Here is a 16,975-nt window from a genome sequence, read left to right as displayed (position 1 = left end):
AGTGATCGAGTTGAAGCACGCCCCTGTGGGAGCGGGCTTGCCCGCGAAGAGGCCGGCCGGGCTGGCCTCAATCCCCTTTTGGTAATTCAATCAAGAACCGCGTCCACCCATCCGCTGATTCGCAACGAATCTGTCCACCATGAGCCCGAACGATTGACTCGGTAATCGCCAGCCCCAACCCCGCATGTTCGCTGCTCCCTTCCTGGCGTGCCGGGTCTGCCCTGTAGAACCGGTCGAATAAACGGGGCAGTAAAGCCGCTTCAATACCGGCGCCGCTGTTTTCGACGGTCAGGGTTACGCGCTTGATCTGGTCGACGATCCGCACTCGAACCTCACCGTCTGCCGGCGTAAAACGCAGCGCGTTATCCAGCAAATTCGACAGCGCCCGCCGCAACATGCCGCGATCACCCTTGATGCGTGCGTTGCCTTCGCGACTCACCATCACCCCGGCGTCCTCGGCCAGCGGTGCAAAAAACTCCAGTAACACATCGGTTTCTTCAGCCAGCTCCAGCGGTTCACGCCTGGGCATCAGCAAGCCGTGGTCAGCCTTCGCCAGGTACAGCATGTCGTTGACCAGTTGCGCCATCCATTGCAGTTCCTCGAGGTTGCTGTGCAGTGCTTCGCGGTAATCCTCGAGGGCGCGCGGGCGGGTGAGGGTGACCTGAGTGTGGGTCAGCAGGTTCGACAGCGGTGTGCGCAGTTCATGGGCGATGTCGGCGGAGAACGCTGAAAGGCGCTGAAAAGAATCGTCGAGGCGTGCGAGCATGGCGTTGAAGTGGTGGGCCAGTTGCGCGAGTTCCGGCGGCATGTCTTCTGCGGGCAAACGCGCGTTGAGCGATTGCGCGCTAACGCCGCGAGCCACTGCACTCATGCGGCGCAAGGGGCGCAACCCGCTGCGCGCCGCCCAGGCACCGAGCAACGCCGTCGCCAGGGCGGACAGGCCGACGGTGAGCCAGATAAGGCGCTGCATGCGTTGCAGAAAGTGCTGGTGATGGGTGATATCCAGCAGCAGCGTCAGATTGGGAGAATCCTTCTTGTCCACGAACAGGGGCGCATTCAGCACACGATAGTCGCTGCCGTTGTCGTTGAGGGTCGATAACCCTGGCGCCTGCGGGAGCCGTTCGGGTACGTCCGCCGAGCTGTCGTACCAGCGCTGGCCATCCGGACCGGTAATGCGCAGGGATAAATCGGCCTGACGGCTCAACTCTTCCGCCAGCCGGGCTTTGCTTTCACTCGATTGCAGGTCATGCAGCGCCCGTCGAAGGCCGATCAGCTTGGCGTCCAGCAGTTGCTGATCCAGTTCAACGAAATGCGCCTCGCTGGCGCGGCTGAACAATACGCCGGCCACCAGCGATACCACGGCGGTGCAGGCTGCGAACAGCAACGCCAGGCGGCTGCTCAAGGACAGTCGGCGCATCAGGCAGGCCGCTCTTCAAGGACGTAACCCATGCCACGCACGGTGTGGATCAGCTTGTTCGGGAACTGGTCATCGATCTTCAGGCGCAAGCGACGGATCGCCACTTCGATGACGTTGGTGTCGCTGTCGAAGTTCATGTCCCAGACCTGGGAGGCGATCAACGACTTGGGCAATACTTCGCCCTGGCGGCGCAGGAGCATTTCCAGCAGGGCGAACTCCTTGGCGGTCAGGTCGATGCGCTGGCCATTGCGTTCGACCCGCCGGCGGATCAGGTCCAGGCGCAGGTCCGCCAGTTGCAGGCTGGTTTCCTGAGGTTGAGCACTGCCTCGGCGCAACAGGCTACGCACTCGTGCCAATAGCTCGGAGAAGGCGAAGGGCTTGACCAGGTAGTCGTCGGCACCGAGTTCGAGACCGTGGACCCTGTCCTCCACGGCATCTCGCGCTGTCAGAAAAAGTACGGGCGTATCGAGACCTGCATTGCGCACCGCCTGCAGGATTTGCCAACCATCGCGGCCGGGCAGCATCACATCGAGGATCAGCAATGCGTAGTCACCGCTCAATGCCATCTGCTGACCCGTGTTGCCGTCGGCGACCAGCTCGGTGTTGAACCCGGCCTCGGCCAGGCCCTGGCGCAAATAGAGACCGGTTTTTGCCTGGTCTTCGACGATCAGCAGTTTCATGGACGACTCTGGGTAAAGGATACGAACGCTTTATACCGTGGGCGGTGTCAGCACGGGCCAACCTTACAAAGTTGTAATCTGTCTGTCAGGTTGCGGGCAGCAACGGCAGTTTAGAGTTTTCCTCAAGCTGAACCCCTATCTTGTTGGAGTACGACGATGTTTTTACGCAATGTGTTGGTCGCGTGCCTGTTGGCGCTGAGTTCGCCTGTGTGGGCTGCGTCGGGTCACAGCTACGACTTCGGGCAACCGGCACCGGCCGGCAAGGCGACGCGCAGCGTTGAAGTGGTGATGGGCGACATGTCGTTCACGCCCAAGGCCATCGATATCAAGGCGGGTGAAACCGTGCGTTTTGTGCTGGTGAACAAGGGGCAGTTGTTGCACGAGTTCAATCTGGGCGATGCGGCGATGCATGCAAAGCACCAGCAGGAAATGCTGAAAATGCAGGAGAATGGCATGCTGACGCCGACCGGGGTGAAGGCGATGGATCACGGCGCCATGACCGCAATGGATCATGGCATGAAGCACGATGACCCCAACAGCGTGCTGGTCGAGCCGGGCAAGACCGCCGAGTTGACCTGGACCTTTACCAAGGCAACCAACCTGGAGTTCGCCTGCAATATCCCCGGCCACTACCAGGCAGGCATGGTCGGCAAATTGACTGTCAGTCAGTAAGCACTCTAAGGCGGGGGCAAAGGCTGATAGAATCCGCTGATTCTTCAGTCAGGTTTCCGCCATGCATCCCGCAGCCGAACACTCGCCGCTGGGCAAATCCAGCGAATATATTGCCACGTACACGCCGTCCCTGCTGTTTCCGATCCCGCGCACCGCGAAATGGGCCGAGCTGGGGTTGACGGCCGATACTTTGCCGTACAAGGGCGTGGACTTCTGGAACTGCTTTGAGCTGTCGTGGCTGCTGCCGTCGGGCAAGCCGGTGGTGGCCATCGGTGAGTTCAGCATTCCTGCGGACTCCCCGAACATCATCGAATCCAAGTCGTTCAAGTTGTACCTCAATTCCCTGAATCAGACCCCATTCGCCGATATCGCCAGCCTTGAATCGACGCTGATCAAGGACCTCTCGGCAGCGGCGGGCAAGCCGGTGGGCGTGCGGGTTCGCAGCTTGCGCGAGGTCGAGGCCGAAGGCGTCGTGGCCTTGCCTGGCGTGTGCATCGATGATTTGGACATCAGCGTCAGCAACTACGAGCATCCGCGCCCGGAACTGCTGCGTTGCGACGACTCGCGCATTGTCGAGGAGAGCGTGCACAGCCATCTGCTCAAATCCAACTGCCCGGTGACCAGCCAGCCCGACTGGGGCAGCGTGGTGGTTGAATACCGTGGTGCGGCGCTGGATCATGCCAGCCTGCTGGAATACATCGTCAGCTTCCGCCAACATTCGGACTTCCACGAGCAGTGCGTGGAGCGGATCTTCCTCGACCTGCAACGCTTGTTGAAACCTGCGAAATTGACGGTGTATGCGCGTTATGTGCGCCGTGGCGGGTTGGATATCAATCCGTATCGCAGCACTGAAAGCGTTCAATTGCCGAACCATCGATTGGTCCGCCAGTGACCCGCTGATGGTGGGAGCTAGCCTGCTCCCACCATCACGTTCAGTGGATTGGGATTAATCAGATCCCCATATTGCCCAGCGCCTGGGCGATGTTGCGCAGGGTGCCAGCCAGGGTCGGGTGTTCGAGCTCGAAGCGTTCCACCGCCAGATTGACGCCGTCGGCGAGACTGGTGTCGGGGGTTTTGGTTTCCAGTTCAAGCTTCAGCTCGATTTGTTGCATCAGTTCGTGCAGGTTCTCGCGCTCGGACTCGGACAGTGGAGGATTCTGTTCCAATTGCTCGCGCAGGGCATTGAGCTGTTCTTGCAGTTCGCGGGCAGGCATGGTGTTCTTCCTTATGTCGATAGGCACTGGCATAGACCGCAGCGGCTCGCCAAAGGTCTATGGCTGACCTTTAGATTAATCCACTCGTGCGCAACCTGCATGATCTCGATCAGGGCTTTTCGCCTTTGCAGCGACGCAGGCTGATGTCTGCCAGGCAGGTGTCGAGTTCGCCAAGGTGATCGATTACCGAGTGCACCCCCAGACCGAACAGTTGCACCGTAGCCTTGCCGCGCAGGCGTTCACGTTCCTTCTGGCTCAAGGCATGCCAATCCTTGGGGGCCATCCCGCACAACGAGCCGCAGGACGCCAGGCCAATCGTCCACAACCCGGCGTTCAGGCCGGCCTGCAAGAGTCGTGGTTCGCCGCTGACCAGTACGCAGCCATCCAGTCGCTCGATATTCAATGCCATCAATGCTTGCCAGCAGGCATCCGGCGCCGGCCACGGGCTTATTGTTGCAGGGTGTTGCGTTGGCCTGATCCATTCCGGCAGCGCAGTCGCCAGGGATTGGCTGAGGGCAGGGGAGAGTTCGTCGAGCCAGGCGCAGGGTATCTGCTGGCGCTGCAGGCTGAGCAGGCTGTCAAGTGCGCCTGGAGTCATCTCGGCTTGGTCGGCACACTGCACGCCTTGCTGGCGCGTGCGAGCGCCGAAATCCACCAGGCAACCGCTGAGGCCGAACAGGATGGCAGTCAGGTTCGGTGCAGCGAGGGGCAAGGCTTCGGCGTGTGGCATGTCAACGTCCCTGAAATAACGAAAAGACTATGGGATATCGATGACAGTTGAGTGACATTGCTGTGAATGGCTCGCAGTCGTGCGCGAATCGCTGTAGGTCATCGCCTACGAGGCTGCATAAATAACTGTTTCCGTCTTATACTTGCCAGCTTGATGCCCGGGCCAAGAGGCCTGCGCCCCGTACAAACCCAAGGAGTTTTTTATGCGCTGGAGCAATCATCTAGCTCAGCTTTGTGTGTGCGCCAGCGTGTTGCTGGTTCCGTTCGTTGCCCAGGCAGCCACGGAAGACGATCCTTGGGAAAGCGTCAATCGTCCGATTTTCGAGTTCAACGACTTCATCGATACCTACGGGCTCAAACCTCTGGCTCAAGGCTACCAGGCCGTGACCCCGCAGTTCCTCGAAGACGGCATCCACAACATGTATCGCAACGTCGGTGATGTCACGAACCTTGCCAACAACATCCTGCAAGCCAAGCCGGCTGCAGCAGGCGTCGACACGGCTCGCCTGATTTTCAACACCACCTTCGGTCTGCTGGGTTTCTTCGATGTGGGCACCAAGATGGGCCTGAATCGCAGCGACGAAGACTTTGGCCAGACGCTGGGTTACTGGGGTGTCGGAAGCGGCCCATACGTCATGCTGCCGCTGCTGGGTCCTAGCACCGTGCGCGACGCGCCGTCCAAATTTGTCGACAGCTATACCGGTCCTTACCGCTACATCAACGACGTACCGGTGCGAAACTCGATCTTCGCCCTGAATATCGTGGATACCCGCGCCAGCCTGCTGTCGAGCGAGAAGCTGATCAGTGGCGACAAGTACACGTTCATTCGTAATGCCTACCTGCAAAACCGCGAGTTCAAAGTGAAGGACGGCCAGGTCGAGGACGATTTCTGATACCGGGCGTAAAAACGACAAAGGCGGCCGACTGGCCGCCTTTGTTCGTTCTGGGATTCGTTATTTCATCTTCAGTATTGTAAGCCCGAGTTTCTGGCCACCGCCGTCCTGTTCTTTCACCCACACCACTTCGGTATCGGCTTCAAGGCCCCTGAGCGCGGCGTGATCGAACTCGATTCGCACGCTGAGGCGGTCGCCAACCGCAAACGAACGAGGCGCCTCGACTTGCATGCCACTGCTGGAAAGGTCGATGCAGACGGCTGCAACCTCATCTCCCTGATGGATCAGCGCGACATCGGCATCGACCCGCATGCGGATGAAATCCCGCTTTTCGCTGTAGTCCCGATCGGTTCGACTCATGGGCTTGGTCCTTCCATTGGGTTACGGTTTTGCCTGTTCTTATAACTCCCGGTGATTTGACAAGTAAAGACGTCAAGCGACCATCGGCGCACGCTTGAAACGCCCCGCGGATGGGAGTACCGTCTGCGCCTTAGAAGGGCACCTCTGGTGTGCCGGTGAGTAGGGTCCATGCCCGAAAGCGGTGCGGCAGAGAGGCTAGAAAGCGAATCCAGTAGTGTGAGCCGGGACATTTCCCTGCCTGCTACGCCAACCTAATTCTGGCGCCGTTTGCCCACATGCCAAAAACCAGTGCCACGCTGCTGATAATCGATGATGACGAAGTAGTGCGCGCGAGCCTCGCCGCCTATTTGGAGGACAGTGGTTTCAGCGTCTTGCAGGCCAGCAACGGCCAGCAGGGTCTACGGGTATTCGAGCAAGACAAGCCCGACTTGGTCATCTGCGATCTGCGCATGCCGCAGATGGGCGGTCTCGAACTCATCCGTCAGGTCACCGAGCGCTCGCCGCAAACCCCGGTCATCGTGGTGTCCGGCGCTGGCGTGATGAACGACGCGGTCGAGGCGCTGCGCCTGGGCGCGGCGGATTACCTGATCAAGCCTCTCGAAGATCTGGCCGTGCTCGAGCATTCCGTGCGTCGGGCCCTGGATCGCGCGCGGCTGCTGCTGGAAAACCAGCGCTATCGCGAGAAGCTGGAAAAGGCCAACCGCGAGCTCGAAGCCAGCCTGAACCTGCTCCAGGAAGACCAGAATGCCGGTCGCCAGGTGCAGATGAACATGCTGCCGGTCAGTCCCTGGACCACCGACGAGTTCAAGTTCGCCCATCAGATCATCCCGTCGCTGTACCTGTCGGGTGATTTCGTCGACTACTTCCGGGTCGATGAGCGTCGGGTCGCGTTCTACCTGGCGGACGTTTCGGGGCATGGCGCTTCTTCAGCCTTCGTCACCGTGCTGCTGAAGTTCATGACCACGCGCTTGCTGTTCGAGTCCAAGCGCAACGGCACATTGCCGGAGTTCAAGCCTTCCGAGGTCCTTGGCCATATCAACCGGGGCCTGATCAGTTGTAAGCTGGGTAAACACGTCACGATGGTCGGTGGTGTCATCGACGAGGAGACAGGTTTGTTGACCTATAGCATCGGCGGTCATTTGCCGTTGCCTGTGTTGTACACGCCAGAGAGTGTCCGTTATCTGGAAGGGCGTGGGCTGCCGGTGGGGCTCTTCAACGAGGCCACCTACGAAGACCACGTGCTGGAGCTGCCGTCGACGTTCAGCCTGACGCTGATGTCTGATGGCATTCTGGACCTTTTGCCAGAACCTACACTCAAAGAGAAAGAAGCGGCCTTGCCCCAACGGGTCAAGACAGCGGGCGGCACCCTGGATGGGCTGCGGCAGGTTTTTGGATTGGCCACGCTAGGGGAGATGCCGGATGATATCGCCCTGTTGGTGTTGAGCAGGAATCTTCAATGAGTACCGGTAGAATCCAGTTCGCCGAGCAGGACGGCACCTTCGTCCTGAAGTTCGTCGGTGAAGTTCGCCTGACCCTGTGTTCGGCGTTGGATGCGACTATTGAGCGGATCTTCACGGCGTTGAACTTCAACGCGATCGTGATCGACCTGACCGAAACCCGCAGCATCGACAGCACCACCCTTGGCCTGCTGGCCAAGCTGTCGATCCTGTCGCGGCAGAAGGTCGGCCTGCTGCCGACCGTTGTCACCACCCACGAAGACATCACCCGGCTGTTGCAGTCCATGGGCTTCGAGCAGGTGTTCAACATCGTCGACAAACCCGTGCCATGCCCGGAGTGCCTGGACGATCTGCCCGATCAGGATCAATCCGAAGAAGTGGTGCGGATCAAGGTGCTCGAAGCGCACAAGATCCTCATGGGGCTCAACGATTCCAATCGCGAAGCGTTCCATGACCTGGTGAACGCGCTGGAGCGGCGCTGATCCAGGACCTCTGTAGGAGCGATGGTGGCCCCGACACAGCGGGGTTTCAGACATCCCGCGTAATCGTTGGCCTCCATCGCGAGCAAGCTCGCTCCTACAGGGATGGCGCCAGCCGATCCACCTCATGACCCAACGGCCGCAAAAAAGGGCGAACCCACCAGGGTTCGCCCTTTTTGCATGGCTACAGATCAGCTCACAGCTTGGCCTGCAACAGCGCCTCGAGCTTCTCCTGATCCCGGGCGAACTGACGAATACCTTCGGCCAGTTTCTCGGTTGCCATTGCGTCCTCGTTGGACAACCAGCGGAATTGCGCTTCGTTGAGGCTCAGGCGCGCTTCGCCGGCATTGCCCGGCACCAGTTTGCGTTCCAGCTTGCCGGTGTCCGCCGCCAGCTTGTCGATCAGGTCGGGGCTGATGGTCAGGCGGTCACAGCCGGCCAATTGCTCGATCTGGTTCAGGTTACGGAAGCTGGCACCCATGACCACGGTCTTGTAGTCATTGGACTTGTAGTAGTTGTAGATGCGCGTCACCGACTGTACGCCCGGATCATCGGCGCCGGTGTAGTCGTTGCCGTTGGCTTTCTTGTACCAGTCGTAGATTCGGCCCACGAATGGCGAAATCAGGAACACACCCGCATCGGCACACGCCGCCGCCTGGGCGAACGAGAACAGCAGGGTCAGGTTGGTCTGGATGCCTTCTTTTTCCAGAATCTCGGCAGCGCGAATGCCTTCCCAGGTGGACGCGATCTTGATCAGCACGCGATCACGGCCAATGCCGGCCTTGTCGTACAGCTCGATCAGGCGGTGCGCACGCTTGAGCATGGCGTCCGTGTCGAACGACAGGCGCGCATCCACTTCGGTGGAGATGCGTCCAGGGATGACTTTCAGAATTTGCTGACCCACCGCAACGCCAAAGCGGTCGCTGGCCAGGCCTACATCACCTTTGCAGTCGCTGACACATTCATTCAGCAGATCGGCATAGCCGGCAATGGCTGCGGCCTTGAGCAGCAGCGAGGGGTTGGTAGTTGCGTCCACCGGCTTGACGCGGGTGATTGCATCCAGGTCGCCGGTATCGGCAACCACGGTGGTAATCTGTTTGAGTTGTTCCAGCTTGGAAGTCATGAGCGTGCTCTGTCCTATGGGTCCAATGACATTACCCGAGCGCTGACAGCCACTCAAGGGTGCATGTACGTATCGAAGGCCCCGGCGGCAACAACCTGAAAAACGGCTGTTTGAATGGCGGGGCGCGGTGTCGATAAATACGATGACAAAACCGCGTACAGGTTCAATGCGAGCGACGGCGAGCGTGATCGTGCCTACCGTCCTTCCAGCAACTGCGCCGCCTGATCGAGCAACGCCAGGGGCTCTTTCGTCTTGTGGATATCCACCGACAGCAACTGGCGGAACTTGCGTGCACCCGGAAAGCCGGTGCCCAACCCCAGCACATGGCGGGTGATGTGGTGCATTGACCCGCCCGCATCAAGGTGCGCCGCAATATAAGGTCGCAACTGCGCCAGCGCCTCGGCCCGGCTGATGATCGGTGCCGTGCTGCCGAACATTTGCTGATCCACTTCGGCCAACAGATAAGGATTGTGATACGCCTCGCGGCCCAGCATCACACCGTCGAACGTCTGCAAATGCTCGCGACAGTCTTCCAGCGTCTTTATCCCGCCGTTGAGAATGATCTCCAGCTCCGGAAAATCCGCTTTAAGGCGCGCCGCCACGTCATAACGCAACGGTGGAATGTCCCGGTTCTCCTTGGGCGACAACCCTTCCAGAATCGCAATCCGCGCATGCACGGTAAAACTCGTGCACCCGGCCTCCCTAACCGTACCGACGAAATCACACAACTGCTCGTAACTGTCGCGCCCATTGATGCCGATGCGATGCTTGACCGTCACCGGAATCGACACCGCATCACGCATGGCCTTCACGCAATCGGCCACCAACTGCGGATGCCCCATCAACACCGCGCCAATCATATTGTTCTGCACCCGATCACTGGGGCAGCCGACATTCAGGTTCACTTCGTCGTAGCCATGCTCCTGCGCCATGCGCGCACAGGCCGCCAGGTCCAACGGCACACTGCCGCCCAGTTGCAGGGCAAGCGGATGCTCGGCTTCGTCGTGGCGCAGGAAACGCTCGTGATCACCGTTGAGCAGGGCACCGGTGGTGACCATTTCGGTGTAGAGCAGGGCGTTTTTGGAGAGCAGGCGCAGGAAGTAGCGGCAGTGTCTGTCTGTCCAGTCCATCATGGGTGCAACGCTGAAGCGCCGAGACAGCGCGGGGCTTGATTCTGCTGGGCTAAAGCTCTGTTTATCTAGCATTTTACTCAACGTGTTCTAGGCGTGTTTTGGGGCGTTTTCAGGCGTTTTTTAAGGCTCAGTGGTACGATGTACCACTCAAAAACTGACGCGTACCACTTTCGATATGGCGACTATCAGGGCAAGAAAACTGGCAGATGGGACGGTGAGCTATACAGCTCAGATCCGCATCAAGCGCGACGGAGTGCAAGTCTACCAAGAGAGCCAGACCTTCGCCCGGAAACAGGCCGCCCAAGCTTGGGCGCGTAAGCGCGAGACGGAGCTGGATGAGCCTGGCGCGATCGAGCGAGCGAGCCGCAAGGGCGCCACGGTTAAAGAGATGAATGCTCAGTACTTGGTGGAGGTTGAAAAGGCCAGACCATTGGGCAAGACCAAACGCGCGACGCTGACCGCCATCGGCGAGACATACCTTGGCCAGTTGACCGATACGGACATCAACACCCAGACCCTCGTCGACTTTGCCCTCTGGCGAATGAGCAAGGAGGGCGGCGGGGTGCAGCCACAAACTGCCGGCAATGACCTGGCGCACCTCGGCGCTGTTCTGGCGATTGCCAAAGACGCATGGGGGTACCAGGTCGATCCACTGGCGATGGGCGGCGCCCGCCGAGTACTGCGCAAGCTGGGCTACAACCTGAAAAGCCGGGAGCGTGACCGCCGGCCTGCGTTGGACGAGCTGGGAAGGGTGCTGACGCATTATCAGGTCATGCTAGCGAGGCGCCCGAGTGTCACCAATATGCTGAAGGTTGTGGGCTTTGCCCTGTTCTCCACGCGTCGGCTGGATGAAATAACCCGTATTCGCTGGGCGGACGTCGACGAAGCTGGACAGCGGGTACTGGTGCGTGACATGAAAAACCCCGGGCAGAAGATTGGCAACGACGTTTGGTGTTATCTGCCGGACGAGGCGTGGCAGATCCTTCAGTCAATGCCGAAGGCCGGCGACGACATATTCCCCTACAGCCCTGAATCAATCTCTACATCCTGGGCAAAAGCGTGCAAGTTCCTGGAGATCGCAGATCTGCACTTCCACGACCTCCGACATGAAGGTATTAGCCGCCTGTTTGAAATGAACTGGGATATCCCGCGTGTGGCGAGTGTTTCCGGCCACAGGGATTGGAATTCGATGCGGCGATACACACACCTGCGTGGCAAGGGGGACCGCTATTTAGGCTGGGAGTGGCACGAGAAGATATTGAGGGCGCCCGTCCAACTGGGCGCCGCATCAATAAAGTGGCTCAAACGACGTGTTTTAACCCGTTGAGCTGGCGGTTCTCTTTTACTGCGGCCGCGCGTTGTAGGTCCAGGTATGCGGCCAGGTCGGTGAGGTGGATACCCTTGGCCGATTTCTGGCTCGGCTCCAGGCGTGTGATCGGAAGCTTGATCTGACCACTCATCACCTTGCGCTGGAACATCTCCGGCGTGAGGTGGGTGAAGTAGTCCCGGCACACCATTTCCAGCGAAATAATTGCCTGGCCGTCGTATTGGGCCATGAGAATGAAGGCTGTGTTCATGGTGCTCCCCTCACATCCGAAACGATTGATGAATGCGAGCCGGCTGAGCCGTATGTTCTGCTGGTTCCGCCGCTGCGCCCTGAATCTCACAAACGAACCGGTGCCGCTCCCGGTTGGGCGCAGTCAGTGCCTTGGTCAGACCTGGTACGGCGCCGTCGCATTGTTCGTTGGCGTAAGGGCCGCTCCAGCTATCAGCCTTCACCACCTGGCAATCTGTGCGGGTCGCATCCGCGCACAGGTAAAGCAGCAGGAAAACAGTCATGACCGTTGCTCCAGTTTCGCCACGCGTGCGGACTCGTATTGGCTCGCCAGTATCTCTACCGCGCCGTCAATCCACCCACAGGATGGTTTCCCAGCCGCCACGTTGGCCAGGTGCTCGGCTTCATTGATTTGAAAGCCCAGGTGAAAGTACGCGGTGCCGTCGAGTTCAAACTTGACCCCGCCGCTCATGAGCAAGTGGCCCGTGTTTACCCCCAACCGCTGCCAATATTCATGGGAGCTGAGGCGTTTTGGGCAGTGCTCTGCCCACAAGGCAACCAGGCGTTCATGCTCAGCCCGAATTGCTGCGCGATCTTCCTTTGACATGCCTTTGGCAAGCTTGGCGGTGCTGCGCAGTGAGCGGTAGCCATAGTCGTCAGGGCGGCACCAGTGCGCATCCAGCTCAGCACCGCCTGTAAGTTTCACTCCACCAGCAAAGTGGGAAGTGATGTCTCGCATTGGTGCGATCTTGCCACCGAAATGCTCGCCCAGCGCGACCAGTAGAGCGCTGAAAGCATCCTTCATGACGTAAAAGCTCCGAACAATTTCGACGGTTGCTGGTTCGCTGGACTTATAAAAGTAGTCAGCCATGATCACTGCCCCTCCATGAGCATGCGTGTCAGCGCATTGGGCTGGCCGTCTGGTGTCAACTTGCTCAGCGGTTGCTTGGTGGTGCGGCCACCACCGCTGATTGCGACGTAGCTGACCTTGTCGCCGACGGCGAGTGGGGTTGTGATAGCCTCTGCGGTGCTGCTCTGGGGTTGATTCGCTTTCATGGTGCTTCTCCTTTGGGTGGTAGGTGTCGGGGAGTTGGCGCTCCTCGACACCATCTTTCAGGCCGGTTTGGCCCGGTCTTGCTCAATAATCGTTATGACTTCGTCCCGGTCTTTCGCGTAAGCGAAGGGCAGTTCGCCCCCAGGGCGGGTAATGGGGTAGCGCGACTCTGGCAACCGGCACAGCGCGACGGTGTAGCCGTTGTCGGTAACCCAGCAGTTCTGCTGGACTTGCCCGTCCCTATTGCGTTTCGGCGCCCATTTCATGTCCAGGTACCTATCAGTTCTTCCCAGATCGCATCGCCGTCAGGCAGGTACGTGTGCACCTCTTGCTCTGGCGAGTAGTCCAGTTGCAGCACCGCCAGGCAGTCGTCGAACAATGCGGTGTCGAGGCCGCGCAGACTGGTCAGGACGAAGGGGTAGTCGCGGCCGTTGTAGAGCCCGAGCAGGAAGCGACCGATGACTGCGCTCTGGCCTGTATCCCGCTGGGCGACAGGAACCAAGCGAGCGAGTGCCTCGATACCTGCTTTTCGGATGGCGGGGCGGTTGGCTTCAAACTCTTGCAACTGCTGAAACCAATTAGGCTGCGGCTTTTCGGCAGGCATGTTCATGCGCATTCTCCTTTCGAAGGCCGGATCAGTAAGGAATGGTGTCGTGGAAAGCGATGTCGTGAACCAACTTCCTGGTCTCAAGCTGAAGGTCCTGCGGAACAGCGAGAAGATTGCAGAGCAAGTCAACCAGACAGATCATCTGTGCACAGTTGAGGGCTGTGCGCCCGTTGAGGTCCGCCCCGTATTTACGAGTGAGCTGGCCTTGATATGCGGGTAAAAAAGCCTTGAGACTGCTGCAAATCCATTCTCCAGACTGCGCAATCTCGATACCGAACGCACTTGCCTCAGCTGCGTCGACGTTGCCAATGGCTTCCGGCCGGATCCTTGGCGTGTGGGCGTCGTGAGCTGAGAGATCGACCGTAACCATTCTGCTGGTGACCGCATCACTGCATTCCAGCCGTTGGTTGGCGGTTATCACCAAAGCCCCGCGGAATGTCACTTCCTCACTAAGGCCATCCACCGAGCGAATGCTCACGCTGCCGGAGCTGAAAAGCGGCTTCAATTCATCCCAGTCAATGGATTGGCCTAACTCGCCTTGTTCCTCGCAAATCACAATCCGTTGCCCTGCGCTGGCAAACGTGCGCGCTCGCCCGGCTGGAGTGGAATGCCCCAGAAAGTTGGAATAAGGCGTTTGTCCGTTCAGCTTTTGGAGGTAGCCCAGCAGCAGACTCTTGCCGCTGCCGGCGGCGCCGACGATCTGCAGGAATGGGAAGCTAGTCTGGTCTTCGCGAATTCGGCCGGCATGCACCGCTCCCATCCACCAGGCCATAGCCAGTACCCCGCGCGCGCCGAAGTAGGCGACAAAATCATTGAAGCGAATGGCCGATTTGAGTTCGTTTTTCATGCTGCTGCTCCTGTTGTTGCGGTGGTTACACGCCCTGGAATACCCAGCAGCGAATGGTTTTAGGCTTGTCGAAGGCGTCAACCTGGCGCGACGAGTTGACGGGCTTGTTCGACTCCAGAAACTTGGGTGACTTGCTGGTCTTAAGCAGGCGTTTCAGGTCGCTCAGCGGCGGTACCTGTTGCCGTTTGTTGGCGGCCATTTCCACAAACTCGTTGAGGTTCACGGCGATCAGCCCATCGCGACGCGCATGGTTCAGCGCGGCTTTCTCGTCCATGCCGTTGAGGAATTCGTACAGATCCCAAAACTCGCGCACGGTCGGGTGGTCGGCGTTGATTGCCTGCTGCCGCTCCAAGGCCATGCGGTTGATTTCGGCGTGTGCGAGGGCCTTACGGCGGTCTCCCAGCGGTACGACGCCGGCAAGCGCGTCCACCAGGCTGCGCAACTGGGCGTGGTTCTTGGCGATACGCACGGTGCGCACACCAGGCAGGGCCAGCAGCTCCTGTTCGTAGCCGGAGGTGTTTTCCTCCAGCAGCCGCATGGTTTCGGCTTCACGTTGCAGCGCCTTGACCAGGAAGCCGCTGATGCTGTCCATCGGCATGCGCTCCAGCTGCTCGGCGTACTGCTTGGTCTCCGGGGTGTGGTGCTCGCGTGTCAGGTGGACGTGGCAGATACGCTGCAGGATTGGCTCTGATGCGTTCACTGGGTTATTTTGCGCAATCAGCAAGGCGGCGCGGAATGGCGGTTCGTGGGTGTCGTTGCCGTTGTTTTTCACGCCGGTGGAGCGAACGCTGCGGCCGTTGTACGCGGTCTTCAATTCATCCCAGTCGAAGTGTTTAACCGGCTGGCCTTCCTTTTGTTCACGCTCGGACTCGATCAACACCACCGGCAAGTTGCTGACCTGCGAGAAGTTACGCGCACGGCTGGCGGCGGTTGCTTTGGACGGGTCGAAGCCTTCGTAATCGGTACGCCCGACCGACTTCCACAGCAACTCCACCAGCGTGGTCTTGCCCGATCCGGCTTCACCCACCAGCTCAAGGAACATCAGCGACTTGTGGATCTGGCGGATCTGTTCGGCGTGCAAAGCGCCCAGCCACCAGGCCAGCACCACCAGCCCCTGTACGCCAAAGCAGCGCCAGTAGATGTCGAACCAACCTTCGTTATAGGCGTTGAGGTCGGTGTTGATATGCAGCACCGGCGACTGGCTCTGTGACTTGATGCTCAGTTTTCCGAGGTCAAAAAAGTCCTCTTTGTTGCGAACCTGCACCTTGCCGCCGTGAAAGGCCAGATCGTTGAAGACATAGGCGCCGTGGTCGCGGCTGTAGCCTATCCATTCGATGGTGTTGACGGTTTTCAGGCAGTCCAGTTGGGGGGCCAGGATTCGTTTCAGCTGCTGGGCGCTGCCCTCGAACATCGCGCCGTTGGAGACGTTGAGCAGGCGATTCGCGAACTCTGGCGCCGACGTGAGCTGTTTGGCCGTGAACGTGCTTTTGATGGCCGGCCCTTGTGGGCGCTCGATACGGAAGTAGTACCAAGCCTCATCGGTCAGGTCGTTGCGCATGTAATACAGCGCCTGGAAATTGCAGTTGGCGATGCTGGTCACCGAGCCAGATTGGCGCAGTGCCTTGTTGCGTCGCTGTTCTTCCGTGAGCAGCTGATCTTCGTGGCGTTCCGAGCTTTCCAGATCGGTCATCGCACGGTCGTACTTTTCGAGGTCCAGCCGAAACCAGTACAAGCGTTTGCGGAACGTGAAGTGAAATTCTTTGCGCTCGTTGCGCACGTAGATCAGGAACGCCTTTTCTTCAGCCGAGTCAGCCAGCAGCAAATCGCCCTGGTGGCGCGCTTCGCTAAGGTCCTGCTCAATGCGCTCGGCGCGTTTGTCGTCGCCCTCGATCGACTTCCACCGCAGATGTAGGTCGTTCCAATCGACCTTTTTCCCGTTGGGCTGCGGGATTACGGCTGCTGTGCAGGTGAAGCCTAGGTCGCGCGCTTCCTTCGCCCAGCGGCGCATGTTGGCCTTGGCGATTGGCTCGTTATCCAGTGCCCACACCAGGCGCGGCAGACGTTTGTCAGCGTCCTGCCGTAACTTGAACAGTGCCTTGAGTGAGTCAATGGGGCAGGGAGCGCTGGACATCATCGACACGGCCGGCACTTCGTTGTGCAGCAGAGCGATGGAGTCGAATATCCCCTCGACGATGTACAGCTCGTCGACTTCCAGCAAGTCCACACTCGGCGGGCACCACCAAACGCCCTTGTAACCGGTCAAGCCTTCCCCGGTGGGGCGGAAGCGCGCTTTCATCTTGCCGAATCGGTCGGGCCGATCTATCAGGCGCTCCCAGTAACCACCTTTCTCCAGGGCAAAGCGCACCGTGGCGCTACCGATGTTCAGCCGGCCATCCCAGTAGTTTTCCTGAGTGAACAAGCCGGCGATCAGCTCAAATTTGAAACCCCGCGCAAACTCAAGGTAGGCGCGAGCTGTGGCCTGAGGGTTGTCCGCTGTCGAGGGCGCGGTTTTGCTCCAGTCGTTGAACAGATCGTCGTAGACGTCTTTTACGTAGACGCGATGGTCGCACTTTTCCGGCCGTCCGCAGATCAGCGTCCAGGGCGAGTCGTAGAAGGTGTAAAGGGTTTTCTGGCGGCAGGCTGGGCACACACCCTTGCGCATGTAATTGGTGTTGGCCATGTGCTTGAGCTGGTAGTCCCGCTCAATGCGTTGGATGACGTCGGCTCGCAGCCTTTGTTCCATTTCCATCGTGGC

General features: G+C 59.3%; 21 protein-coding genes. 6 read left to right on the top strand and 15 right to left on the bottom strand.

Going from position 1 to position 16,975, the window contains the following annotated elements:
• Window positions 1-67: 67 nt before the first annotated feature.
• Window positions 68-1,417, bottom strand: coding sequence for a heavy metal sensor histidine kinase (locus AB4O36_RS17010; protein ID WP_460139810.1), 1,350 nt, complete (start codon window positions 1,415-1,417; stop codon window positions 68-70).
• Window positions 1,417-2,097, bottom strand: a complete 681-nt coding sequence (locus AB4O36_RS17005; protein WP_460139809.1) for a heavy metal response regulator transcription factor — start codon at window positions 2,095-2,097, stop codon at window positions 1,417-1,419. The genes AB4O36_RS17010 and AB4O36_RS17005 overlap by 1 nt, the downstream gene beginning before the upstream one ends.
• A gap of 156 nt (window positions 2,098-2,253) precedes the next feature.
• Here AB4O36_RS17005 and copI point away from each other — a divergent pair, with 156 nt between their 5' ends.
• Window positions 2,254-2,769, top strand: coding sequence for a copper-resistant cuproprotein CopI (gene copI, locus AB4O36_RS17000; RefSeq protein ID WP_460139808.1), 516 nt, complete (start codon window positions 2,254-2,256; stop codon window positions 2,767-2,769).
• A 61-nt stretch (window positions 2,770-2,830) separates the two neighbouring features.
• Window positions 2,831-3,661, top strand: coding sequence for an NADPH-dependent 7-cyano-7-deazaguanine reductase QueF (gene queF, locus AB4O36_RS16995; RefSeq protein ID WP_460139807.1), 831 nt, complete (start codon window positions 2,831-2,833; stop codon window positions 3,659-3,661).
• Window positions 3,662-3,719: 58 nt separating this feature from the next.
• Here queF and AB4O36_RS16990 read toward each other — a convergent pair whose 3' ends face one another.
• Window positions 3,720-3,983, bottom strand: a complete 264-nt coding sequence (locus tag AB4O36_RS16990; protein ID WP_460116838.1) for a DUF4404 family protein — start codon at window positions 3,981-3,983, stop codon at window positions 3,720-3,722.
• A gap of 109 nt (window positions 3,984-4,092) precedes the next feature.
• Window positions 4,093-4,713, bottom strand: coding sequence for an HAD family phosphatase (locus tag AB4O36_RS16985; protein ID WP_460139806.1), 621 nt, complete (start codon window positions 4,711-4,713; stop codon window positions 4,093-4,095).
• A gap of 202 nt (window positions 4,714-4,915) precedes the next feature.
• Here AB4O36_RS16985 and AB4O36_RS16980 point away from each other — a divergent pair, with 202 nt between their 5' ends.
• Complete coding sequence (locus tag AB4O36_RS16980) at window positions 4,916-5,605, top strand: MlaA family lipoprotein (protein ID WP_460139805.1); 690 nt, start codon at window positions 4,916-4,918, stop codon at window positions 5,603-5,605.
• Between the two features lie 60 nt (window positions 5,606-5,665).
• Here the strand turns inward: AB4O36_RS16980 and AB4O36_RS16975 are convergent, their stop codons facing one another.
• A complete protein-coding gene (locus AB4O36_RS16975; protein ID WP_460139804.1) occupies window positions 5,666-5,965 on the bottom strand; it encodes a PilZ domain-containing protein in 300 nt (99 codons plus the stop codon).
• A gap of 275 nt (window positions 5,966-6,240) precedes the next feature.
• Here AB4O36_RS16975 and rssB point away from each other — a divergent pair, with 275 nt between their 5' ends.
• Both rssB and rssC read left to right on the top strand, forming a co-directional pair.
• Window positions 6,241-7,425: a two-component system response regulator RssB gene (rssB, locus tag AB4O36_RS16970; protein ID WP_460139803.1), complete on the top strand. Its 1,185-nt coding sequence runs from the start codon at window positions 6,241-6,243 to the stop codon at window positions 7,423-7,425.
• Entirely contained in the window at window positions 7,422-7,904 is a 483-nt protein-coding gene (gene rssC / locus AB4O36_RS16965; RefSeq protein ID WP_460116829.1) for an anti-sigma factor antagonist RssC, read from the top strand. Before rssB ends, rssC begins: the two co-directional genes overlap by 4 nt.
• A gap of 193 nt (window positions 7,905-8,097) precedes the next feature.
• On the opposite strand, the gene tal is transcribed toward rssC, so the two are convergent.
• Both tal and dusA read right to left on the bottom strand, forming a co-directional pair.
• Window positions 8,098-9,024: a transaldolase gene (gene tal, locus AB4O36_RS16960; protein ID WP_460139802.1), complete on the bottom strand. Its 927-nt coding sequence runs from the start codon at window positions 9,022-9,024 to the stop codon at window positions 8,098-8,100.
• A 194-nt stretch (window positions 9,025-9,218) separates the two neighbouring features.
• Window positions 9,219-10,229 carry a tRNA dihydrouridine(20/20a) synthase DusA gene (gene dusA / locus AB4O36_RS16955; protein ID WP_460139801.1) on the bottom strand — a complete coding sequence of 337 codons (1,011 nt, stop codon included), beginning with the start codon at window positions 10,227-10,229 and terminating at the stop codon, window positions 9,219-9,221.
• A 103-nt stretch (window positions 10,230-10,332) separates the two neighbouring features.
• Between dusA and AB4O36_RS16950 the strand changes: the two genes are divergently transcribed.
• Window positions 10,333-11,484, top strand: coding sequence for a tyrosine-type recombinase/integrase (locus tag AB4O36_RS16950; protein ID WP_460139800.1), 1,152 nt, complete (start codon window positions 10,333-10,335; stop codon window positions 11,482-11,484).
• Here the strand turns inward: AB4O36_RS16950 and AB4O36_RS16945 are convergent.
• Genes AB4O36_RS16945 through AB4O36_RS16910 form a run of 8 tightly spaced genes read right to left on the bottom strand, consistent with a single transcriptional unit; the run spans window position 11,459 to window position 16,963 of the window.
• Window positions 11,459-11,734: a pyocin activator PrtN family protein gene (locus tag AB4O36_RS16945; protein WP_460139799.1), complete on the bottom strand. Its 276-nt coding sequence runs from the start codon at window positions 11,732-11,734 to the stop codon at window positions 11,459-11,461. The genes AB4O36_RS16950 and AB4O36_RS16945 overlap by 26 nt on opposite strands.
• 10 nt (window positions 11,735-11,744) lie before the next feature.
• A complete protein-coding gene (locus AB4O36_RS16940; protein WP_460139798.1) occupies window positions 11,745-11,996 on the bottom strand; it encodes a hypothetical protein in 252 nt (83 codons plus the stop codon).
• On the bottom strand, window positions 11,993-12,583 hold the full coding sequence (locus tag AB4O36_RS16935; protein ID WP_460139797.1) for a hypothetical protein: 591 nt from the start codon (window positions 12,581-12,583) through the stop codon (window positions 11,993-11,995). The genes AB4O36_RS16940 and AB4O36_RS16935 overlap by 4 nt, the downstream gene beginning before the upstream one ends.
• 2 nt (window positions 12,584-12,585) lie before the next feature.
• Window positions 12,586-12,768 (bottom strand): hypothetical protein, encoded by a 183-nt coding sequence (locus tag AB4O36_RS16930; RefSeq protein ID WP_460139796.1) that lies wholly within the window; start codon window positions 12,766-12,768, stop codon window positions 12,586-12,588.
• A 57-nt stretch (window positions 12,769-12,825) separates the two neighbouring features.
• The gene (locus AB4O36_RS16925) at window positions 12,826-13,032 is read right to left on the bottom strand and encodes a hypothetical protein (protein WP_460139795.1); all 207 of its coding nucleotides are present in this window, start codon (window positions 13,030-13,032) and stop codon (window positions 12,826-12,828) included.
• Complete coding sequence (locus AB4O36_RS16920) at window positions 13,029-13,376, bottom strand: DUF7673 family protein (protein ID WP_460139794.1); 348 nt, start codon at window positions 13,374-13,376, stop codon at window positions 13,029-13,031. The genes AB4O36_RS16925 and AB4O36_RS16920 overlap by 4 nt, the downstream gene beginning before the upstream one ends.
• Window positions 13,377-13,401: 25 nt before the next feature.
• Window positions 13,402-14,220 (bottom strand): hypothetical protein, encoded by an 819-nt coding sequence (locus tag AB4O36_RS16915; RefSeq protein ID WP_460139793.1) that lies wholly within the window; start codon window positions 14,218-14,220, stop codon window positions 13,402-13,404.
• Between the two features lie 25 nt (window positions 14,221-14,245).
• Complete coding sequence (locus AB4O36_RS16910) at window positions 14,246-16,963, bottom strand: toprim domain-containing protein (protein ID WP_460142152.1); 2,718 nt, start codon at window positions 16,961-16,963, stop codon at window positions 14,246-14,248.
• Window positions 16,964-16,975: the final 12 nt, after the last annotated feature.

The organism is Pseudomonas sp. S2_E01 (assembly GCF_054668365.1).
This window is presented reverse-complemented; position numbering and strand designations above follow the sequence as displayed.